Origin of the sequence: Microbacterium sp. SORGH_AS_0454 (assembly GCF_031453395.1) — a bacterium.
Lineage (GTDB): Bacteria > Actinomycetota > Actinomycetes > Actinomycetales > Microbacteriaceae > Microbacterium.
Genome location: NZ_JAVIYS010000001.1, coordinates 512,749 through 533,800, shown reverse-complemented (window position 1 = coordinate 533,800; position 21,052 = coordinate 512,749). Strand labels below are relative to the sequence as shown.

Below are 21,052 nucleotides of genomic sequence, written 5' to 3'. Positions count from 1 at the left end.
GCCGGCTTCGAGGCACTGCTTCGAAGCGAATAGTCTTGTGCAGTGTCGCGCTTCTCTCAGCTGGTCAAGCATGTCGAACAGCTCAACCCTCAGCTCGCAGCGGATCTCGCCCGCGAGTATGACGCCGTCAGCGGGCGGCGCGCCTTCGGCCTGAACTTCGAGCGGCACGCTCCCGAGACCGTCGAACTGCCCGGACGGCCCGTGCGGGTAGGCGACAAGGTACGGTTCATTCCCGCGCGCGGTGCCGCAGCGTCGACCGTCGACGAACGAGTCTGGCGTGTCACGCGCATCGACCGATCGGGCGCCCAGCCGGTCGCGCTGCTCGTCCTGCACGTCGCCGATGATGCCGACGAGATGGTTGAGCTCGAGACCGCGCAGCGCGAAGTCGAAGACCTCGTCGTCATCGCAGAGTTCCGCGACCCGATCTACCCCGGCCTGGTCTCGACCGGGAAGGTCGAGCGCGGGGGCGACAAGCCGTTTCACACCGTCATCAACGCCGAGAACTTCCATGCGCTCCAAACGCTGCTCTACACCCACGAAGGCAAGGTCGACGCGATCTATATCGACCCGCCCTACAACACCGGCGCCCGCGACTGGAAGTACAACAACGACTACGTCGACGGTGAGGACATATACCGGCACTCCAAGTGGCTCGCCTTTATGGAACGGCGCCTCAAGCTAGCCAAGCGCCTCCTTAACCCGCTCGACTCCGTGCTCATTGTGACCATCGACGAGAAGGAATACCTCCGCCTCGGCCTGCTGCTCTCGCAGGTGTTCCCCGAGGCAGACATCCAAATGGTCAGCGATGTCATCAATCGCGCCGGCTCCCCGCGCGCGGGGCGATTTTCACGCGTCGACGAGTACATCTACTACGTCTTTATTGGCGAGGCTGCGGTGACCCCGTGGACGTCGACAATGCTCGGTGAAGATGAGGCGACGACCCCGATGCCGACGGTGTGGTTCACGGCCGTCCGGCGAGGCAGCGGCTCCGCCCGTGAGGACAAGAAGTCCGGTAAAGCGAGCTTCTACCCCGTTGTCATCGACGCCGAGACAGGAGCCTTCATCCGGGTCGGAGACCCGCTACCCCACGGAAGCTCGAGGCATGACTTTCCGCTTGCTCCTGGAGAGCTGGCCATCTGGCCCCTCACCACCGACGGGCGCGAGAACCGATGGCGATTTTCGGCGGACGCGATGCGACGCCACTTCGCGAACGGCACTGCACGTTTGGGCCGGCGGGATCCGCTCACAGGCCTGCGCCCCGTGACCTATCTGCAGCCCGGCACTCTGGCGAACATCGCTAACGGCACCTTTGAGGTGCTTGGCCGCACCGGAGAGGGTGCCCTTGAGCTTGGGCTCGGGCAAAGGGTAAAGGCTGTGGCGCCTCGCACCGTATGGAGCCGTACCAGTCACTTCGCTCGAGATCACGGCTCGAACCTGATCGGCAAGCTCCTGCCAGGTCGGCGATTCCCATTCCCGAAATCTCTCTACGCAGTAGAGGACTCGCTGCGGTTCGTGATCGCCGACAAACCGGACGCTGTCGTGCTCGACTTCTTCGCCGGCTCAGGAACAACTACGCACGCGGTTATGCGTCTGAACCGGCAGGACGGTGGGAGCAGGTCGTCCATCAGCGTGACCAACAACGAAGTGGGCATGGAGGAGCAGAGCCGTCTAAGCGCTGAGTGGCTACGCCCCGGTGACGCCGAGTGGGAACAGTGGGGGATCTGCGACCACATCACCAAGCCTCGAATCCGTGCCGCGATTACAGGCAAGACACCGGACGGCGAGGCGATCAAGGGAGATTACAAGTTCATCGACGAGTTCTCGATGGCTGACGGTCTCGGGGAGAACGTGGAGTTCTTCACGCTCACCTATGAGACACCCAGGATGGTCGTGCACAATCGCGCGTTCTCGGCGATTGCCCCGCTGCTTTGGCTCCGGGCCGGCGCTGAGGGCGCGCGCATCGATGCGATCGTCGAGGAGGGCTTTGCCGTTGCGGACGTGTACGGGGTGCTGTTCGAGGTCGACCAATCGCGCCCGTTCGTGGACCAGCTCAGCGCTCGGCCGAATGCCAGGATGGCGTTCATCGTCACCGACGATGATCGGGCATTTCAGCTCGTGTGCGCAGGGCTTCCTGAGTATGTCGAGCCGGTGCGGCTGTACGAGTCGTATCTGACCAACTTCACGATCAACGTCGGAGGCGACCGGTGAAGTTCACCCTGAAGGACTACCAGGAAGATGCCGTCCGAGACGTCCTGGCCAACCTTGCTGACGCCCGCGAGGACTTCCACCGTGCGCGGCCGCGACGCTCCGCGTTCTCCCTCTCGGCGGTCACCGGTGCAGGTAAGACAGTGATGGCAGCCGCGGTCATCGAAGCGCTCTTCAACGGCAACGAGGACTTCGACTTCGCCGCAGACCCGGGTGCGGTCGTACTGTGGTTCACCAGCGATCCGTCGCTGAACGAGCAGACTAGGTTCCGGATCCTGCAGGCCACCGACGAGGTCCCGTACTCGCGTCTGCGCGTGATCGGCAGTACGTTCTCCGAGCCCCGCCTCGACCCGGGCAATGTCTACTTCCTCAACTCGCAGAAATTGTCCGCCCGTTCATGGCTCGTGCGGGGTGGCACCGAGACAAACGCCGAGGACATGTTGATCCCGCCGGACAACCAGGCCCAGACGTTCTGGGATGTGCTGCGCAACACGATCCAGGATCCTGAGCTCACGCTCTACGTGATTCTCGATGAGGCTCATCGTGGCATGCGGAAGCAGTCCCGCAACGAGCGCGCCGAGAAATCGACGATAGTCCGGCAGCTTATCAACGGTGAGGCCGGTGCGCCGCCGGTGCCGATCGTGCTCGGCATCAGTGCGACCGTGGATCGCTTCAACCAGGCGATTGCGGAATCAGCGGGGCGGGTGATCCTGCCCAACGTGGAAGTCGATCCGGGGCGCGTGCAGGAATCCGGGCTCCTCAAGGACGACATCCGTCTGCATTTCCCGGCGGAAGCGGGCACGTTCGACACTGTGCTGCTGCGACGGGGCGTGCGCCAGGTGAAGGAGTCCACGAAGCTTTGGTCGGACTACCACCAGGCGCAGTCGTCCACGGATGACCCCGTGGTTCCGCTGCTGGTCGTGCAGGTGCCGAATACGCCGACGCAGGCGATGCTCACCGATGCAATCCAAGCGATCGTGGAGGAGTGGCCGCAGCTGTCTGATGCGAACATCGCTCACGTGTTTGGTGAGCACAGCGACCTCGCCGTCGCCGGGCACGTCATTCCGTACATCAGCCCCGAGAATGTCCAGGAGCGCACTGCCGTCCGCGTACTGTTGGCAAAGGACGCGATCAGCACCGGATGGGATTGTCCTCGCGCCGAGGTGCTTGTCTCGTTCCGCCCCGCGAGCGACGACACGCACATCACGCAGCTGCTGGGACGTATGGTGCGCACGCCCCTAGCACGCCGTGTACCCGGCAACGACCTGCTGAACTCCGTCGAGTGCATACTGCCGTTCTTCGAACGGCAGACCGCCTCTCGCGTGGTCCGACTATTGCTCGGCACGACCGACGGCAGCGAGCCTGACGATGAGACCGGCCAAAGCGGCGGCTCTGGCGGTGGCGAGGGTCGACGTGTGCTTGTCGCGCCGGTCGACATGCTCGTAAACGACACCGTCATCGACCTCGTCTGGGACGTCTTCGATCAGTTGCCGTCGGAGACGCTTCCCCGTAAGGGTGCCCGGCCAACGTCGCGGTTGTCAGGGCTGGCGCAGGCACTGGCGTTTGACGGGATTCTTCCGAATGCCACGAAGGCCGCCTACACGGAGTTGCTCGGCGTCCTTGATGGCGTCGCAGCGCGCTACGAGAAGCAACTGGCGGCCGCGAGCGACGACATCCGGACCGTCGACGGAACCACCATCGTGGCCTCCGTCCGTACCGGACTGATCGCCGGCACGGAGAAGTCCTCTGAGATTGCCGACGATCGCGCTGTCGAAGCTGAGTACCGCGCGGCGGGACGTGTCCTCGGCCGCGAGCTCGCTTCGCGCTACGCCGAGCGGATCGCCGATCGCCTCGGAGACGATGACGACGGGTTCTTCACCGCGCACCTCACAGTCGCCGCGCTCGCTCGCGTCCCCGGCGTGGGCGAGGAACTTGATCGTGCTGCGAACAAGCTCGCCGAAGACTGGCTCCGGGATTATCGGATCGCGATCAAGGCGCTCCCGGACGAACGGCGCGCTGTCTATGCCGAGCTGACAGCAATGACCGGCGTACCTCAGACCATCCCGATCCTGCGACCCAAGGTTCGTACCGAGTCGTCGAGGGACGTTGACGGCAACCTCATGTCGACGCGCGCCGGACACCTGATGGCAGACGAGGAGGGACAGTTTCCGATCGGGTCGCTCGGCAGCTGGGAACGCGAGGTGCTCGATAGAGAGCTGCCTCATGCAGTTGCCTGGTACCGGAACCCGCCTCGCTCCGACGATGCGCTCGCGGTCGCATATACCGACAAGAGGGGCGCATGGCGGCGGCTTTTTCCTGACCTGGTGTTCTTCAACGAGGTTGGCGCGGAGGTTCGGCCGTCGATTGTGGATCCGCACTGGCATGACCTCCCTGACACGCTCCCGAAACTCCGAGGTCTCGCGCGTTACGCCGAGGAGTATGCTGGCGCGTTCCACCGTATCGAGGCGATCTCGAAGGTCGACGAGACGCTACGTGTGCTTGACCTCACCGAGGAACACGTCCGTGAGGCGATTCAGACTGCCGCGAGCGCAGAGGATCTCTATCGGGGCACGGTCGCCTCGAACTATTGAGCGCCGACGTGTACGCGAGCGTCCCCCGCTCGCGAGCCGGCCGTCAGGCCGGCCTTGAACGAGTAAAGAAAGTTCTCACAGGTCGGGGTGGGGCGAGGGATACCCTGTCTAGATGAGTGAGTTCCGGTCGGCGAACTACATGGGTGTCGCGAGCGCTGGCATCTGCTCGGGCTCATGGCCAGTCACTTCAACTGAAACTATCTAGGTTTAACAGCCTATCTAGATAAGTGCGACGCTGGCTATATTCGCTTCTATCCAGTTGCTGCTTATCGCAAGGTATCTAGCTAACTAGATAGCACAGACAAGTGTCAATCAAGTCAGCAAACCCGGTCAGCTTAGACGCGTTCTTCCCCCGAGGGGCGTTCGTCATTGGTGAGGTCGAGCTGATCGTCAAGCGTCCGACGACGGCGAACGGCAGGGGCAGGATCTCGAAAAGAACTCTGGCCACCCCCATTAGCAGATTCGCGTTGTCGATGCCGACCCCGATGCGCGGAAGGGGCAGGGCGGAGATTCTTGTCAAGATCGCGAGCATCTCTGAGACCCAGCTGCCTCCTGAGCTCAACGGGCTGCCGTTCCGCCCGGCCGTGTGAGGGGCTCACGGTTAGGCCATTGGTCAAGGAAAGGCAGGGGCGTCCTCGCGTCGCCTACTCGCTCCCCACCCGAGATGAAGCCTCGAGGAGCCGCGTAATGCGCTTCGCTGTGCCGCGAGAGCTGCGCAGCTGGGGCAACGAGATCGGCATGCTGTTCCGTCGCTTGTGGTGGATCGCCATACTCGTCCTGATCCTTTCATGGGCTGCCTTCGGTACCTGCCGAGCAGGTGGCAGTATCCACTACGTGAAGCCTGGTGGTGGTCGCATTCCGAGGCGTCTGGTTTGTAATCGCGGCGGGTCGGATCCCTCGGCGGTCGGATGGGAGTGGAAGCGGGATGTCTCTCGTAACGTCCTCGCGAGTTGGACCGCAGTCGCGGTGAGGGTCGGTCTGAGCGTTCCGGGCCACAGTCGCTGCCGTCGCTCGACTTTCAGCCGTATGACGCGTCGCGGTTAAGTTCGCGGAGCTGACTGCTGTCACCCGCCGCAACGGCATTGGCTCAGGCCTACCCGATAGGACGCGGTCACCCGTGAACGCGCAAGGTGATTTTGAATGTGGTGCTGTATGTGCCGGGAAATCGTCGGGGCTCGTTATCGGATTGTTCCACTGAGAGCTGCAGTCCGAGCACCTCAGAAATTTGTTGGGCGGTTGCTAGCCCGATTCCCTGTCCGGTATTCTCCACTCTTCGTGCTGCGTCGGCGCGAAAACCGGGAAGGAAAATGCGCTGACGTTCGCTGGTTTCGATTCGGGGGCCAAGGGAGTTGAAGCTGATTTCCACGTCGGAGCCGTGCTGCTCGAAGCGAATCACCGCATCCGATCCGGCTGGGGCATACTTCACGAGGTTGTCGAGTACCCCTTGAACTACGGCCCCGATCGCCTGCGGGTTGTACGTGGCGCTGTCGAAGCATTCTCCTTCGAGGCGAATACTCAGTTCCTTCTGGCCTGCCTGATAGCGATAGATGCGGGCATACTTAAAGATCAGCCGATGGATCTTGAAAGATGTTGGTCGTTCGTTCGCGCGCTGGGGATCCTGGAGGAAGATCAATGAGTCGAGTTTGAGCACCATCAACTGGGTTGTGAAGAAGATGGATCCTTCGGTTGCCAGCTGCTCAGCCGCGTCCTGCGGCGGAACTCCGGGAAGTTTCTCTGCGAGAAGCGCCTCCGCGTGACCCTGAACGAGTTTCGCCAACTGAAGAAAATCGTGACTCTGTTGGACATTCTTTTCGAAGTCCTGGCGTAGCTGCTCGACAAGGACCCGGTGCATTTCCGGCTCCTGCTCCAGACGTTTCAAGACCTCGGTCTTCAGGATGTTCAGGTCGGTTGTGATGCCAGCGCCCAAGCTGCGAGCTTTTTCGATGGAGGCCACTATGCGTTTTGCCGAGAAGCGTCTGTCTGGCTCCCGCCGCAGACGGCCTCGAGACTTCGGGGTTTGGCTCACACCGTCCGCCGCGACAGCCCCCACCAGCAATCGGCTGTCATCGACCCGCGCGTATGTCAGCCCGTAGCGACATATTTGCAACTCGCCGACCACTGCCCTGTCATTGCTGGAGCACATTCGAGTCGGGCACCGTTTGCAATCAGTGTGCGCGTCGAGCAGTGTGCCGTCGGTTAGGGATTCATCCGCGAGCGTGGGAAACGGGAACAGCTGCCATACGTCGTCGTTCATTTGAGGAACAGAGCGATAATGGAGATGCCAATGGACACGATCTTCAGCGCTGTGTCTGCTTGAGCTGCGTCCGGCAGTCGGCCACGGAGGTAACGCTCCAACCGAGCAGTTTTTCCTGACTTGAAAGCGGAGTTGGCGTAGCGGACCGCTTTCGGAACCATTCCAGCGCTGGCGCCCAGTTGTTGGTTCATGCGCGCGATGAAGTAGCCCGGGGAGGACTGCGTCAGCAGAAGTCGATCGACCTCGTCCTTGTAGTCGACGTAGGACGAACTCTTATCCAGAAATGCGTCGGCGAGCATGATGTATCGGCTTGAGGAAACGCTGTATGTGTCCGAGGAGTAGAGAATCACTGCCTGCGCAGGGTTGGTCTTCTTGATGTGCTCCAGGATGCCGAGCCCCTGCTTGTCGGGGCTCTCGGCCAATCCGACCCCCTGCACGTCGAGGAGGATCAGCTGGTAGTGGCCGTCCGTCAGCTGCGACAGATTCTTGACGTATGGCCAGCGCTCGAGGTGATACCCATCTCGAGTGAACGTCTTCTCGGCGGGAAAGACATGATCGTCGATCACCAGGACGCGGGCGTGCTTTCGCACTTCCTCGATGGTGAGAGTCGCTTCTATGCGTGATGCGGGAGTCACGAGGGTAAGCGTATTGAACGGGTAGCGGTATTCGTGCATCGCCCCTCGACTTGCACGCACAAGGCCGACCTGACTCCGCCCGGGTGAGCGTCGCGTAGCGACTTCGCCGATCGGTCGCATCGTTCAGAATTGGACGGGTGGAGAGAACCACCGCGCGACCGGCCCACCCCGATGGCGGCATCGGCCGTCTTGCTCACGGCGGCGCGCAGTTTGCGGCAGCACGGGTCGCCCAACGGTGAGGCTGAGAGATCAGCCGACACTCGAAAGAAATCCGCCTTCCCCTCACCAGGGCAAAGCAAAACCCCCGCCATGTAGAAGCTAGGCGAGGGTTTCTGGGACCGTTGTAACGACGGTCCGTGTGGCTCCGACGGGCGTCGATCCCGTGACCTCACGATTTTCAGTCGTGCGCTCTACCAACTGAGCTACAGAGCCGAGCGACATGTCTGCCGCTTCCTAGACGAAAGGCCTCCTCGAAAGAAGGCCCGTCGCTATGGAGCGACCCTGACGGGACTTGAACCCGCGACCTCCGCCGTGACAGGGCGGCACGCTAACCAACTGCGCTACAGGGCCATGCATTTTCAATTGTACTTCACCGGAGAGTGACCCCAACGGGATTCGAACCCGTGCTACCGCCGTGAAAGGGCGGCGTCCTAGGCCGCTAAACGATGGGGCCGGATGAGCCTGAAACCTTGCGATTTCATCCTCGCTTGCCGACGACCGAGCCTACTTCACAAACTTCGAGATTGCCAATCGAGGGCGTGGCGTCCCCCCTCCGCGCGTGTCGGGGGCGCAGGATGGGCCGCGACAGCGGGAACTCGCCCTGTTGTACGTGTGACTCGTGTTGCTACTGTTAGCCGAGTTGCGACCCGGTGAGATGAGGTAGCCCGTGACGCTCGTACCCCCTGATCAGACCGACGACTGCGGCTGCGCCCCCACGGCCAGTGAGCAGCGGCGTTTGTGGCCCACCTTCGACAGACGCAGTGCTCTGAAGTACGGCGCTCTCGGTGCGGTCGCCCTCGGCGCTTTCGGCGCAGCGACGTCCGGCTTCAACTCGCCCGCCGTGGCCGCCGACTACCCCTCGTGGGACGACGTTCAGGCCGCCAAGGCCAACGAGGCCGCGAAGGCCGGCGAGATCTCGCGCATCCAGGGGCTGATCCAGGGACTGCAGTCCGAGGTCGCCCGCACGCAGGCCGAGGTGCAGGCGCGCTCCGACGAGTACTACGCCGCGCAGCAGGCCTACCAGGATGCGGACTACCGCGCCCAGCTCATCCAGCAGCAGGCTGATGCCGAAGCCGCCAAGGCAACCGATGCCGCCAGCAAGGCCGGCAAGGTCGCCGCCCAGCTGTATCGCTCCGGCGGCGACGACACCTCTCTCGACCTGTTCTTCTCGGGCTCCGCCGCTTCGGCCGACGACCTGCTGGCCAAGCTCGGCACGATGGACAAGCTCCTCGAGCGCAACAAGTCGGTGTACGCCTCGGCTGTGGCGGCCCGCGACAGCGCGAAGAACCTCAGCAACCAGGCGAACGACGCCCGCGCCGAGCGCGACCGTCTGAAGACGATCGCCGAAGACAAGATGGCCGCGGCTCAGCAGGCGGCCCAGGCCGCGCAGGAAGCCCTCGCCGCCCAGCAGGCCAACCAGGCCGTGCTCGAGGCGCAGCTCGCCGCACTCCAGGACACCACCGCCAAGACCGTCGCCGAGTACCAGGCGGGCGTTGAGGCTGAGCGCAAGGCGCGCGAAGAGCGCGAGCGCAAGGCGCGGGAAGAGGCTGCGGCCCGTGACGCGGCTGAGCGCGCGCGCCGCGAGCAGGAAGCCCGCAACAACCAGAGCAACAACAACAGCGGTGGCGGCGGTGGCGGTGGCGGTGGCGGCGGAGGCGGAGGCGGAGGCGGCGGAAGCGTCGGCGGCTCCGGCTGGGCTCGCCCCTCGTCGGCCTACACGTCGTCGGGCTACGGCCCCCGCTCCGGTCAGTGCAACTCGAGCTATTGCGCGAGCACCTGGCACCTCGGCCTCGACTTCGGCGCGAGCTGCTGGTCGCCCATCTACGCGGCAGCTTCCGGCCGGGTCACCTACGCCGGCCGCAACGGCGGCTTCGGAAACTACATCCGTATCGCTCACGACGACGGCTCGGGCACCGGTTACGGCCACATCGTCGACGGCGGCATCTACGTCTCATACGGTCAGCGCGTCGAAGCGGGCCAGCAGATCGCCGCCACCGGTCAGACCGGCAACTCCTTCGGCTGCCACCTGCACTTCGAGGTCTACCCGCCGTGGGGCGGGACCACCGACCCCGCGCCCTGGCTGCGCTGGCGCGGCGTCGACGTCTGACGGGCGCACGAGAAAACCCCCGGTCCTCGGACCGGGGGTTTTCTCTGAGATGCAGCTGGTCAGAGCGTGTTGGGAGCCTCGCCCGAACCCTGCGTCTTGGTCTGCGCGTCGTGCTCGTCGAAGCGGGTAAACGCCTCGCCGACCAGGCGCTCGGCCTCGGCGGCACCGGCCCACTCGTCGACCTTGACCCACTTGTTGGGCTCGAGGTCCTTGTAGTGCTCGAAGAAGTGCGTGATCTCCTTCTTGGTCCACTCGTCGATGTCGTCTACGTCCTGGATGTGGTCCCAGCGCGGGTCCTTCGCGAGCACGGCCACGACCTTGTCGTCGCCGCCGGCCTCGTCGCTCATCTTCAGCACGCCGACGGGGCGCACCTTCGCGAGGATGCCGGGGTGCAGCTCGCGGTCGAGCAGCACGAGCACGTCGAGCGGGTCGCCGTCCTCGCCGAGGGTGTTCTCGAAGAAGCCGTAGTTCGCGGGGTAGCCGAACACCGTGTAGAGGATGCGGTCGAGGTAGACGCGGCCGGTGCCGTGGTCGACCTCGTACTTCACGCGGCTGCCGCGGGGGATCTCGATGACGGCGTCGTACGCGCCCATACTCGTGCTCCTTAGATCTGTGGATTTCCGCGGCCCAGCCTAGTCGGAGGCCGCCGCGGACCGGAGTCGGACCCCCGCTAGCGTGGAGACATGGATCACCGCCCAGGACTCGACCCGTCCGTCGCCGAGGTGCGCCGCGCCGTCCGTGCCGCTCTCGGTCGCGTCGACGGACCCGTCGTGGTGGCGCTGTCGGGCGGCCCGGATTCGCTGGCCCTCGCGGCGGCCACCTCGTTCGAGGCGGCCCGCGCCGGCATTCTGGCCGAGGCCGTCGTCGTCGACCACGGACTGCAAGAGGGGTCGGATGCCGTGGCGGCGGCCGCCGCCGAGAAGGCGCGTGCTCTCGGTCTCGGCGCCCGCGTCGTCCGCGTCGAGGTCGGGTCGACCGGCGGCCCCGAAGCAGCGGCGCGGACGGCGCGCTATGCGGGTCTCGCTGTAGCGGCCGCCGAGATCGGGGCCGATGTCGTCCTGCTCGGGCACACGCTCGACGACCAGGCCGAGACCGTCCTGCTCGGTCTCGCGCGCGGTTCCGGGGGGCTGAGCCTCGCCGGAATGCCTACGCAGAGGCGGGATGCCACGGGCCCGGCCTGGGTGCGCCCCCTGCTCTCGGTGCGCCGGCGCACGACCGTCGCGGCCTGTGCCGCCGAGGGACTGGAGCCGTGGACCGATCCGCACAATGCGAACCCGGCGTACTCCCGGGTGCGCGTGCGCGACCGGGTGATGCCGGTGCTCGAGTCCGAGCTCGGACCCGGGGTGGCCGAGGCCCTCGCCCGCACCGCCGAGCAGCTGCGTGAGGACGCCGATGCGTTCCAGGACATGATCGACGAGACCATCGAGGACATCGTCGAGCACGCCGAGGCGGGCATCTCGATCTCGGTCGCCGCGCTCGCTGCGAACCCGGCAGCCCTGCGCAACAGGATCGTCCGCTACGTGGTCGACAGCGAGTTCGGCGTCTCCCTGTCCCGCGCGCAGACTCTCGAGGTCGCCCGCCTCGCCACCGACTGGACGGGGCAGGGGCCCATCGATCTTCCCGGATGCCTCGCCCGACGCGTCGGTGCGCGTATCGAGGTGGTCGCGCGGACGGCATCCTGATTCCGCCGACGTAGACTTTCCCAATGCGCGCCGCCGACATCTCCGACGACATCAGCGAAGTCCTCCTCACCGAGGAGCAGATCCACGAGAAGCTCGGGGAACTCGCGAAACAGGTGGCCACCGATTACGAGGGGCGCGACGTCGTCCTCGTGGGTGTGCTCAAGGGTGCGGTCATGGTCATGGCCGACTTCGCGCGTCACCTTCCCATCCACGTGTCGATGGATTGGATGGCCGTGTCCTCGTACGGCGCGAGTACGCGCTCGAGCGGTGTGGTGCAGATCCGCAAGGACCTCGACACCGACATCACGGGTAAGCACGTGCTGATCGTCGAGGACATCATCGACTCGGGCCTCACCCTCAGCTGGCTGCTCGAGAACTTCGCCTCGCGCGGTGCCGAGTCCGTCGAGGTGCTCGCGCTGCTGCGCAAGCCCGAAGCCATGAAGGTCGAGGTCGACTGCCGTTACGTCGGTTTCGACATCCCCAACGACTTCGTCATCGGGTACGGCCTCGACTACGCCGAGCGCTACCGCAACCTCCGCGACGTCGCGGTGCTCGCCCCTCACGTCTACTCCTGAGAGCACCTCGACCGCGCGTCGCCGGGCGGGTGGCATCCCGAGCCTTGTACGCCCATGACGAACGCACAGGCCCGGCATAGTCCGTGGGCGTTAGCCTGTTGCGACCGCATTTCTGCGGAGGATCACGAAAGGGCTGGGCTCGCCCACCATGAATTTCAAGAAGATCACGCGAAATCCGATCATCTACGTTCTGCTGGTCGGTCTGCTTCTGGTCATCGGTTTCTCCCTCATCTCCAACCTGAGTGGTGCCCGTCAGGTCTCCACCAAGGAGGGCCTCGACCTGCTCAAGGGTGGCACCGTGAGCCAGGTCGTGACGAACGATCCCGATCAGCGCGTCGACCTGAAGCTGTCGCAGCCCTTCGAGGGCGCCAACGACGTGCAGTTCTACTTCAGCCAGGCCCGTGCGAACGAGGTCGCGAGCGCGATCGACGCGGCGAACCCCTCCGACGGCTTCAACGACGTCGTGCCCAGGCCCAGCTGGTTCGACAGCATCCTCGGCTTGATGCTGCCGCTCGTCCTCCTCGGTCTGCTCTTCTGGTGGCTGCTCTCCAGCGCCCAGGGCGGCGGTAGCAAGGTCATGCAGTTCGGCAAGTCGCGGGCAAAGCTCGTGACGAAAGAAACCCCCACCGTCACGTTCCAGGACGTCGCGGGCTCCGACGAGGCCATCGAAGAGCTCGACGAGATCAAGGAATTCCTCAAGGACCCGAAGAAGTTCGAGGAGGTCGGCGCCCGCATTCCGAAGGGTGTTCTGCTCTACGGCCCTCCCGGAACCGGCAAGACCCTGCTCGCCCGCGCCGTCGCCGGCGAGGCCGGCGTGCCGTTCTACTCGATCTCGGGCTCGGACTTCGTCGAGATGTTCGTCGGCGTCGGTGCGAGTCGCGTCCGCGATCTGTTCAACCAGGCCAAGGAGAGCTCTCCGGCCATCATCTTCATCGACGAGATCGACGCCGTCGGCCGCCATCGCGGCGCCGGCATGGGCGGCGGTCACGACGAGCGCGAGCAGACGCTGAACCAGATGCTCGTCGAGATGGACGGATTCGACCCGAAGGTCAACGTCATCGTCATCGCGGCGACCAACCGCCCCGACATCCTCGACCCCGCCCTGCTGCGCCCCGGTCGCTTCGACCGTCAGATCGGTGTCGATGCTCCCGACCTGAAGGGTCGCCAGCGCATCCTCGAGGTGCACGGTCGCGGCAAGCCGCTCTCGGACTCGGTCGACCTCGAGGTCGTGGCCCGCAAGACGCCCGGTTTCACCGGCGCCGACCTGGCCAACGTGCTCAACGAGGCGGCCCTGCTGACCGCCCGCTCCAACGCGCAGCTGATCGACAACCGCGCCCTCGACGAGGCCATCGACCGCGTGATCGCAGGTCCCCAGCGTCGCACCCGCGTGATGAAGGACAAAGAGAAGCTCATCACGGCGTACCACGAGGGAGGCCACGCCCTGGCCGCCGCCGCGATGAACCACACCGACCCCGTCACCAAGGTCACGATCCTCCCGCGCGGCAAGGCGCTCGGATACACGATGGTGCTTCCCCTCGACGACAAGTACTCCGTCACCCGCAACGAGCTGCAGGACCAGCTGACGTACGCGATGGGCGGCCGAGTGGCCGAGGAGATCGTCTTCCACGACCCGACCACGGGTGCATCGAACGACATCGAGAAGGCGACGAGCATCGCTCGCAAGATGGTCACCGAGTACGGCATGACCAACGAGGTCGGCCCGGTCAAGCTCGGCGGCTCGTCGGGCGAGGTCTTCATGGGTCGCGACATGGGCCACGGCCGCGACTTCTCGGAGCGCATCGCCGAGCGCGTCGACGCGCAGGTGCGGGCGCTGATCGAGCAGGCGCACAACGAGGCCTACCAGGTCATCAACGACAACCGCGAGGTGCTCGATCGTCTCGCGCTGGCGCTGCTCGAGAAGGAGACCCTCGACCACAACGAGCTGGCCGAGATCTTCACCGACGTCAAGCGCCTGACGCCGCGCCCGCAGTGGCTGTCGTCGGGAGATCGTCCGGTGTCGGACCAGCCGCCGATCGAGGTGCCCCGTCGTCAGCAGCCCGCCGGCATCGCGGCATCCACCGAGGCGGAATCGCAGGCCGCGACGAAGGCGCAGGCCCGTCCGAGCGGACAGACGCGCCCGGCTACCGCCTGAGGCGCCGTGGCCGTCGATCGTGAACGCGTCGCCGTCCTGGTGCGAGAGCTCCTGGAGGCGATCGGGGAGGACCCCGATCGCCCCGGGCTCCGCCAGACTCCGACGCGCGTCGCCGACTCCTGGGCCGAGTTCTTCGGGGGAGTGAATCAGGATGCCGGCGCCCCGCTGCAACACACCATCTCGGTGTCGCGCGGGCCGGCGCCCGACACCCTCCCCTCGGGAGCCGTGATGCTGCGCGACATCGCCTTCCGGTCGATGTGCGAGCATCACCTGCTGCCGTTCCGGGGCCGCGCGCACGTCGCCTATCTTCCGAGTGAGGAAGTGGTGGGCCTCGGGGCGCTGCCGCGGGTGATCGACATCCTTGCCGCCCGCCCGCAGGTGCAGGAGCGTCTGGGCGAGCAGGTCGCCGACACGATCGCCTCGGCTCTCGACGCGCGCGGTGTGCTCGTCGTCCTGGACGCGGTGCACGAGTGCGTCACGATGCGCGGTGGGCGCCAGCTCGACGCCTCTACGGTGACGATCGCCGCGCGCGGAGCGTACGGCGACCCCGTCGCCCGGGCCGAGCTCGTCGCGCTGATCGGGGCGCGCGCGTGACCCTCATCATGGGGATCGTCAACGTCACCCCCGACTCCTTCAGCGACGGGGGACGCTTCCTCGACCCCGATGCGGCCCTCGCTCACGCGCGGCTCCTCCGTGAGCAGGGCGCCGAGATCCTCGACGTCGGCGGGGAGTCGACCAGACCCGGCGCGGAGCGGGTGGTGCCGCGCGTCGAGCAGCAGCGCGTGCTGCCGGTCGTCGAGGCACTGGCATCCGAGGGCTCGTTCGTGAGCATCGACACGATGAACGCCGCCACGGCGGTCGCCGCCGTGAGGGCTGGAGCTCGCCTCGTCAACGACGTCTCGGGTGGACTCGCCGACCCCGACATGCTCGCCGCGGTCGCCGAGACGGAGGCCGAGATCGCCCTCGGTCACTGGCGCGGACCGTCGGCCGAGATGTACGCGCGGGCCGACTACGCGGACGTCGCTCGAGAGGTCCCGGCGGAACTCGCCGAGCGGATCGAAGCTGCTGTGTCCGCGGGCATCGACCGGTCGCGACTGGTCGTCGATCCCGGTATCGGTTTCGGCAAGCGGGGGGCGCAGAACTGGCAGACGCTGCGCGCGCTGCCCGAGATCGCCGAGCTCGGGATCCGCGTCCTGGTGGGGACGAGCCGCAAGAGGTTCCTCGCGGAGGTAATCGGCGACGACGCCGACCTCGCCCGTCGCGATCTCGCCACCGCCGTCACGAGTGCGCTGTCCGCTCGCTCCGGTGCGTGGGCCGTCCGCGTGCACGATGTGCCGACCACCCGCGACGCGCTCGCCGTCGCCCACGCTTGGGAGGCCTGATGGATGCCGATCGGATCACACTGACGGGGGTGCGCGCCGTGGGTCACCACGGGGTCTACCCCGACGAGAAGCGCGACGGGCAGGAGTTCGTGGTCGACGCGACGCTCTCCCTGTCGCTGCGACGGGCGGCGGAGACCGACGACGTCGCCGACACGGTGCACTATGGTGAGCTCGCCGAGCGGCTCGTCGAGATCGTCGAGGGCGATCCGGTCGACCTGCTCGAGACGCTGGCCCAGCGGTTGGCGGACGCGGTTCTCGCCGACGAGCGGGTGGATGCCGTCACGATCACCGTCCACAAGCCGCAGGCGCCCATCACCGTCGCCTTCGGTGATGTGGCCGTGACCATCTCGAGGTCCCGATCGTGAACGTGCGGTTGGCACACGGGATCGACGGGGCTCCGCGTCCCACGCCCGTGCACGCGGTCGTCGCGCTCGGAGCCAATCTCGGGCAGCGACAGGAGACCCTCGCGGCGGCTGTCGACGAACTGCGGCGGTTGACCCTTCACCACGCACGTGCGCGTCTCCGCTCCGATTGAGACGGTGGCCGTGACGCTCCGGGGCGAGGACGAGCACGCGCCTCGGTATCTGAACGCGGTGGCCGTCCTCGAGACGCGTCTGTCGCCGGGCGAGCTGCTCGCGTCGCTGCACCGGATCGAGGCGCGGCACGGCCGCGTCCGGCGGGAGCGCTGGGGCGACCGGACCCTCGATCTCGACCTGATCGCCTACGGCGACGAACGCATCGACCGCCACGACCTCGTCGTCCCGCACCCTCGCGCGCACGAGCGGGAGTTCGTGCTCGCGCCGTGGCTCGACGTGGATCCGGATGCCGAGCTCCCCGGCCGCGGACGCGTCGCCGATCTGCTCGAGAAGCTGAGCGGAGGAGTCGCATGAAGCGCACGGGCGCCGGCATCCTCACGATCGCCGTCATCGTCGGGCTGGTCGTGGGGTTCTTGCTCGACACCTCGCTCACCGCCATGGGGCGCTCGACGTTCGCTCCCGCGGCGAGCTTGCCGACGATCCTCGCCCTGCTCGGTGCCGTGATCGTGGTCCTCGCCGTGCCGGTCTATCGGTCGACGCGCGGCCGGAGCCCCCGTCGGATCGATCCGTTCCGCGCCCTGCGGATCGCGATGCTGGCGAAAGCGTCGTCGATCCTCGGGGCAGCCGCGGCGGGATTCGCGGGCGGTCTGCTCGCGTTCCTGGTGAGTCGGCCCGTGGTGCCCTCGGTAGGCTCGATGGGATCGATCATCGCGACACTCGTTTGCGCCGTCATCCTCGTCGTCGCGGGACTCGTGGCCGAGCAGCTCTGCACCATCCGGAAGGACGACGATGACGACGCCCCAGGGAACACCCCCGCAGGACCCGTGGGGATCTGACGTTCCGCAGACGCAGGCGGGGGTCTCGGAGGGGATCGCGGCCGAGCGATCTCGTGCTCCTCGTGCGGATGGGGACCCCTCCGACGCTCGCCCGGCCGACGCTCGCCCCGCCGACGCTCGACGACCCGCCGACGCTCGACGACCCTCCGACGCTCGACGACCCGCCGAGGGCGATCCAGCGGCCGACGAGGCCGTCCTCGGCGTGGGCACGTACGATCGCATCCTCGAACCGCGCTCGGAGCGTCGTCTGCCCCTCGGAGAGGGCACATGGCATCAGCTGGCCCGCGCGTACGTGCGGGTGCAGCTGATCTCGCAGGGGGCGGTGTTCGTCCTGGTGCTGGCTGCCGCCGTCGTCGTGCAGGCGCTCACGGGGTTCGTGTGGCAGTGGATTCCGGCGGGAGTGGTTCTGCTCGTCACCGTCATCGGGCTCGTCATCACGCCGCGTCAGGCGCGATCCTTCGGCTATCAACTGCGTCGCGACGACCTCGTGTTCCGTCGAGGAATCCTGTGGCAGCGGGTGGTGGCGGTGCCGTACGGCCGCATGCAGCTCGTCGACATCACCCACGGCCCTCTCGACCGGGGCTTCGGCATCGCCCAGCTCAAGCTCGTCACCGCTGCGGCGTCGACGGGTGTGACCATCCCCGGGCTCACCCAGGAGGCGGCCGAACAGCTGCGCGACACGCTCGTGGCCGTCGCCGAGACCCGCCGGACCGGACTGTGACCGATCCGGACACGACGGGCTCGCCCCCGGAGTCGCAGCCTCGGCAACGGACGATCGTCCGGTCGCCGTACAGCGACGGGGAGTGGCATCGGCTCCACCCTCTGACGCCGTTGTTGCGCGGTGGGCTGACGCTTCTCGTGCTCGTGGGCGTCATCGTGGCGAACCTGCGGGAGCGTCTCGTCGAGTGGATCTTCCCGGTCTTCACCGATCTGCCCCCGGGGGAGCTTCCCCCAGACCCGGTCGATTTCCTCCTCGCGAACAATCTGATCCTCATCGCGGCGGCTGCGGCTCTCGTCGTGCTCATCGTGCTGCTGGTGCTGTTCCGGCTGTCATGGCGGTTCCACACCCTGCGCATCGGCGAGGACGACGTCGAGGTGCGCTCGGGTGTGCTGTTCCGCACACACCGGCGCGCTCCGCTGGACCGCGTGCAGGGGGTCAACCTGACGCGTCCGATGGTCGCCCGTCTCCTGGGGCTCGCGAAGCTCGAGGTGGTCGGCGCAGGCCTCGATGCCAACGTCAAGCTGGAGTACCTCTCGGGCAAGGATGCCGAGGCCATCCGCGGCGACATCCTCCGCCTCGCGTCGGGGCGGCGTCTCGCCGAAGCGCGAGCAGAACCCGGTGGACGCTCCTCCCTCGCTCGGCAGGCGGCCGAGGCCGTGGGATCTGGCCTGCAGGGGATCGTCGACGGGGAGGACCTCTCCGACGCCGAGCCGGAGAGCATCGTGCGTATTCCGTTCGGCCGGCTCGTGGCATCCCGTGTTCTGAGTGGATCGAGCCTCATCCTCATCGCCTTCGTCGTCGGGATCGTCGTGGCCGCGTCGGTGTCGACGCTGTGGCTGCTGTTCACGATCGTTCCGATGTTCCTTGCCTTCGGCGCGTACTACGTGCGGTCGATCGCCCAGGGGCTGCGGTACTCCATCGCCCCGACCGCCGACGGCGTCCGCGTGACGTTCGGTCTGTTCACGACGGTTTCGGAGGTCGTGCCGCCCGGCCGCGTGCACGCGATCGAGGTGCGACAGCCCCTGATGTGGCGCCCGTTCGGATGGTGGGCGATCTCGGTGAACCGCCTCTCGGGGCGGGCCTCGACCGACACGAGCAACGATCAGCTGGCGGCGGTGCTCCCGATCGGAACGCGCGCCGATGTCGAGCGCGTCCTGCGGATCCTCGCCCCCGGCCTGTCGGCCGACGAATGGACACTCGTGTTCCGTGACGGCATCCTGGGTCCGGTGGATGACGACCCGTACGTGACGACCCCGAGACGCGCTCGGTGGCTACGCCCGCTGTCCTGGCGCCGCAACGGAGCACTGCTGACCACCGACGCGTTGCTGATGCGTCGCGGGTGGGTGTGGCGTGCGCTGAGCATCGTCCCCCTCGCTCGGCTGCAGTCGATCGGCTTGCACCAGGGGCCGCTCGCCCGCGCCACGGGGACAGCCACCCTCATCGCCCACGTGATCGCCGGCACCGTGCAGACGTCGGTCGGTGTTCTCGACCGCGACGACGCCCTGGGGCTGTTCGAGCGGACGGCTCGAGCCGGCGTCGATGCGGCGGCGATCGACCGTACCCACCGGTGGGCCGGATGAGCCCCGGTCGTGACGGACGCCTCGGCGTCGGGGTGATCGGGGCCGGACGCGTCGGGCCGGTCATCGCGGCGGCATTGGCGGGAGCGGGCCACGCCCTGACGGGGATCACGTCGGGCTCCGACGACGACCGCGTCGAGGCGATCCTGCCGGGACTCCCGGTGCTCACGGCCGACGAGGTCGTGCGACGCAGCGAGCTCGTGGTCGTGGCGGTGCCGCACGACCAGCTTCCGGGTTTGGTGTCTGGTCTCGCCGAGGTCGGCGCCTGGCAGCCCGGCCAGCTGGTCCTGCACACCGACGCCGCGTACGGGTCGCGGGTGCTGGATCCCGCCGCCCGTAGCGGTGCGATTCCGCTGGCCATCCATCCCGCCATGGTCTTCACGGGAGTGTCGTCGATCGATCTGCGCCAACTCGCCCAGTCGTATGCCGCCGTCACGGCCCCCGCTCCGGTGCTGCCGATCGCGCAAGCGCTCGCGGTCGAGCTCGGGTGCGAACCGGTCGTGGTCGCCGACGACGATCGGGCGACGTACGCCGAGGCCATCGCGACGGCGACGGAGTTCTCGCGTTCGATCGTGCGCCAGTCGTCGGCGCTCTTGGATCGCATCGGGGTCGAGAATCCCGGCGCGTACCTGTCTGCGCTCGTCCGATCGAGCGTCGACCAGGCTCTGGTCGAGGGCGGGCGCCGCGACGACCTCGACGGCACCGCTACGATCGACGGATGATCCGCACCCTCGAGGATCTGCGCACCCGACTCGGACAGATCCGAGGCGCAGATCGATCGGACGCCGGCCCGAGCGTCGCCCTGGTATCGACTCTCGGTGCTCTGCACGACGGTCACGTCGACCTGATCCGCGAAGCCCGCGACCTCGCCGACGTGGTCGTGGTGTCGACCTTCGTCAATCCTCTGCGCTTCCGCACGGCCGACGACACGGCGGCTTATCCCCGCTCGCCGGAATCCGACGCGCGGGTTCTCGCCGACCTGGGCGTGGATGTCGTCTTCGCTCCCACGATCGAGGGGTTCCTCCCGGCGGGGACGGCCACGACGCGCGTCTCGGCGGGCGATATCGGTCTGCGCTACGAGGGTCGCGTGCGCCCGTTCTACTTCGACGGGGTCCTTACCGTCGAAGCGAAGCTCTTCCACCTCGTGCGCCCCGACGTCGCGGTGTACGGCGAGCGCGACCTGCAGCGCATCTTCCTCGTGCGTCGGATGGTGCGCGATCTCGACTTCTCGGTCGACATCGCGACGGTGCCGACCGTGCGGACCGACGACGGCCTGCCCGTGTCGAGCCGTGTGGCGCTGCTCGATGCGGCCGATCGGCGCGCGGCCGCGGCTCTTCCGCGCGCCCTCGAGGCGGCGGCATCGAACTCCGATCTCGGGGTCGATGCGTGCATCGCGGCGGCTCAGTCGTCGCTGATGGGCGAGCAACGCATCACCCTGGAATACCTGAGCGTGGTCGATCCCGAGACGTTCCTGCCCGTGGACGACGGGCACCGCGGTCGCGCGTTCGCCCTCATCGCCGCTACCGTGGGCGGCCACCGATTCATCGACAACGCCGAGATCTCGCTGCGCTGACGGCGGT

Annotated in this window: 18 protein-coding genes and 3 tRNA genes; 15 read left to right on the top strand and 6 right to left on the bottom strand. The window is 66.7% G+C overall.

The features are described from left to right. Positions 1-42: 42 nt before the first annotated feature. Positions 43-2,208, top strand: a complete 2,166-nt coding sequence (locus QE454_RS02480) for a site-specific DNA-methyltransferase (protein ID WP_307458456.1) — start codon at positions 43-45, stop codon at positions 2,206-2,208. Further along, positions 2,205-4,796, top strand: coding sequence for a DEAD/DEAH box helicase (locus QE454_RS02475; protein WP_307458460.1), 2,592 nt, complete (start codon positions 2,205-2,207; stop codon positions 4,794-4,796). The genes QE454_RS02480 and QE454_RS02475 overlap by 4 nt, the downstream gene beginning before the upstream one ends. A gap of 1,111 nt (positions 4,797-5,907) precedes the next feature. On the opposite strand, the gene QE454_RS02470 is transcribed toward QE454_RS02475, so the two are convergent. From QE454_RS02470 to QE454_RS02450, 5 genes are all read right to left on the bottom strand, one after another. Next, on the bottom strand, positions 5,908-7,050 hold the full coding sequence (locus tag QE454_RS02470; RefSeq protein WP_307458462.1) for a sensor histidine kinase KdpD: 1,143 nt from the start codon (positions 7,048-7,050) through the stop codon (positions 5,908-5,910). After that, complete coding sequence (locus QE454_RS02465) at positions 7,047-7,724, bottom strand: hypothetical protein (RefSeq protein WP_309668508.1); 678 nt, start codon at positions 7,722-7,724, stop codon at positions 7,047-7,049. The genes QE454_RS02470 and QE454_RS02465 overlap by 4 nt, the downstream gene beginning before the upstream one ends. A gap of 320 nt (positions 7,725-8,044) precedes the next feature. Beyond that, positions 8,045-8,117, bottom strand: a tRNA-Phe gene (locus QE454_RS02460). A gap of 64 nt (positions 8,118-8,181) precedes the next feature. Continuing rightward, positions 8,182-8,255: transfer RNA gene (locus tag QE454_RS02455), tRNA-Asp, on the bottom strand. Between the two features lie 30 nt (positions 8,256-8,285). Next, positions 8,286-8,358: transfer RNA gene (locus QE454_RS02450), tRNA-Glu, on the bottom strand. A 213-nt stretch (positions 8,359-8,571) separates the two neighbouring features. Between QE454_RS02450 and QE454_RS02445 the strand changes: the two genes are divergently transcribed. Next, positions 8,572-10,011 (top strand): M23 family metallopeptidase, encoded by a 1,440-nt coding sequence (locus QE454_RS02445; protein WP_307458469.1) that lies wholly within the window; start codon positions 8,572-8,574, stop codon positions 10,009-10,011. Between the two features lie 59 nt (positions 10,012-10,070). On the opposite strand, the gene QE454_RS02440 is transcribed toward QE454_RS02445, so the two are convergent. After that, positions 10,071-10,604, bottom strand: coding sequence for an inorganic diphosphatase (locus QE454_RS02440; protein ID WP_210072439.1), 534 nt, complete (start codon positions 10,602-10,604; stop codon positions 10,071-10,073). Positions 10,605-10,694: 90 nt separating this feature from the next. On the opposite strand from QE454_RS02440, the gene tilS reads away from it, so the two are divergent. From tilS to panC, 12 genes are all read left to right on the top strand, one after another. Next, the gene (gene tilS, locus QE454_RS02435) at positions 10,695-11,693 is read left to right on the top strand and encodes a tRNA lysidine(34) synthetase TilS (RefSeq protein WP_307458473.1); all 999 of its coding nucleotides are present in this window, start codon (positions 10,695-10,697) and stop codon (positions 11,691-11,693) included. 23 nt (positions 11,694-11,716) lie between these two features. After that, positions 11,717-12,268 (top strand): hypoxanthine phosphoribosyltransferase, encoded by a 552-nt coding sequence (gene hpt / locus QE454_RS02430; RefSeq protein WP_210072437.1) that lies wholly within the window; start codon positions 11,717-11,719, stop codon positions 12,266-12,268. 148 nt (positions 12,269-12,416) lie between these two features. Further along, positions 12,417-14,420, top strand: coding sequence for an ATP-dependent zinc metalloprotease FtsH (gene ftsH, locus QE454_RS02425; RefSeq protein WP_307458476.1), 2,004 nt, complete (start codon positions 12,417-12,419; stop codon positions 14,418-14,420). Between the two features lie 6 nt (positions 14,421-14,426). Beyond that, positions 14,427-15,014, top strand: coding sequence for a GTP cyclohydrolase I (gene folE / locus QE454_RS02420; protein ID WP_307458479.1), 588 nt, complete (start codon positions 14,427-14,429; stop codon positions 15,012-15,014). Beyond that, entirely contained in the window at positions 15,011-15,802 is a 792-nt protein-coding gene (folP, locus tag QE454_RS02415) for a dihydropteroate synthase (protein WP_307458482.1), read from the top strand. Before folE ends, folP begins: the two co-directional genes overlap by 4 nt. Continuing rightward, positions 15,802-16,167 (top strand): dihydroneopterin aldolase, encoded by a 366-nt coding sequence (gene folB, locus QE454_RS02410; RefSeq protein ID WP_210072433.1) that lies wholly within the window; start codon positions 15,802-15,804, stop codon positions 16,165-16,167. Before folP ends, folB begins: the two co-directional genes overlap by 1 nt. Before the next feature lie 174 nt (positions 16,168-16,341). Then, on the top strand, positions 16,342-16,692 hold the full coding sequence (folK, locus tag QE454_RS02405) for a 2-amino-4-hydroxy-6-hydroxymethyldihydropteridine diphosphokinase (protein ID WP_396652946.1): 351 nt from the start codon (positions 16,342-16,344) through the stop codon (positions 16,690-16,692). Further along, on the top strand, positions 16,689-17,174 hold the full coding sequence (locus QE454_RS02400; protein WP_267789294.1) for a DUF3180 domain-containing protein: 486 nt from the start codon (positions 16,689-16,691) through the stop codon (positions 17,172-17,174). Before folK ends, QE454_RS02400 begins: the two co-directional genes overlap by 4 nt. Positions 17,175-17,376: 202 nt before the next feature. Then, positions 17,377-17,895, top strand: a complete 519-nt coding sequence (locus QE454_RS02395; RefSeq protein ID WP_307461189.1) for a PH domain-containing protein — start codon at positions 17,377-17,379, stop codon at positions 17,893-17,895. Next, positions 17,892-19,475, top strand: coding sequence for a PH domain-containing protein (locus QE454_RS02390; RefSeq protein WP_307458491.1), 1,584 nt, complete (start codon positions 17,892-17,894; stop codon positions 19,473-19,475). The genes QE454_RS02395 and QE454_RS02390 overlap by 4 nt, the downstream gene beginning before the upstream one ends. Continuing rightward, positions 19,472-20,194, top strand: a complete 723-nt coding sequence (locus tag QE454_RS02385) for a DUF2520 domain-containing protein (protein ID WP_309668507.1) — start codon at positions 19,472-19,474, stop codon at positions 20,192-20,194. The genes QE454_RS02390 and QE454_RS02385 overlap by 4 nt, the downstream gene beginning before the upstream one ends. After that, complete coding sequence (gene panC / locus QE454_RS02380) at positions 20,191-21,045, top strand: pantoate--beta-alanine ligase (RefSeq protein ID WP_307458499.1); 855 nt, start codon at positions 20,191-20,193, stop codon at positions 21,043-21,045. The genes QE454_RS02385 and panC overlap by 4 nt, the downstream gene beginning before the upstream one ends. Positions 21,046-21,052 lie beyond the last annotated feature (7 nt).

What these genes read in the sequence shown, in the direction of transcription:
- QE454_RS02470 (WP_307458462.1), bottom strand. Translation starts at nt 7,050, where the DNA reads ATGAACGACGACGTATGGCAGCTGTTCCCGTTTCCCACGCTCGCGGAT.
- QE454_RS02465 (WP_309668508.1), bottom strand. Translation starts at nt 7,724, where the DNA reads ATGCACGAATACCGCTACCCGTTCAATACGCTTACCCTCGTGACTCCC.
- QE454_RS02440 (WP_210072439.1), bottom strand. Translation starts at nt 10,604, where the DNA reads ATGGGCGCGTACGACGCCGTCATCGAGATCCCCCGCGGCAGCCGCGTG.
- tilS (WP_307458473.1), top strand. Translation starts at nt 10,695, where the DNA reads ATGGATCACCGCCCAGGACTCGACCCGTCCGTCGCCGAGGTGCGCCGC.
- hpt (WP_210072437.1), top strand. Translation starts at nt 11,717, where the DNA reads ATGCGCGCCGCCGACATCTCCGACGACATCAGCGAAGTCCTCCTCACC.
- ftsH (WP_307458476.1), top strand. Translation starts at nt 12,417, where the DNA reads ATGAATTTCAAGAAGATCACGCGAAATCCGATCATCTACGTTCTGCTG.
- folB (WP_210072433.1), top strand. Translation starts at nt 15,802, where the DNA reads ATGGATGCCGATCGGATCACACTGACGGGGGTGCGCGCCGTGGGTCAC.
- QE454_RS02400 (WP_267789294.1), top strand. Translation starts at nt 16,689, where the DNA reads ATGAAGCGCACGGGCGCCGGCATCCTCACGATCGCCGTCATCGTCGGG.
- QE454_RS02385 (WP_309668507.1), top strand. Translation starts at nt 19,472, where the DNA reads ATGAGCCCCGGTCGTGACGGACGCCTCGGCGTCGGGGTGATCGGGGCC.
- panC (WP_307458499.1), top strand. Translation starts at nt 20,191, where the DNA reads ATGATCCGCACCCTCGAGGATCTGCGCACCCGACTCGGACAGATCCGA.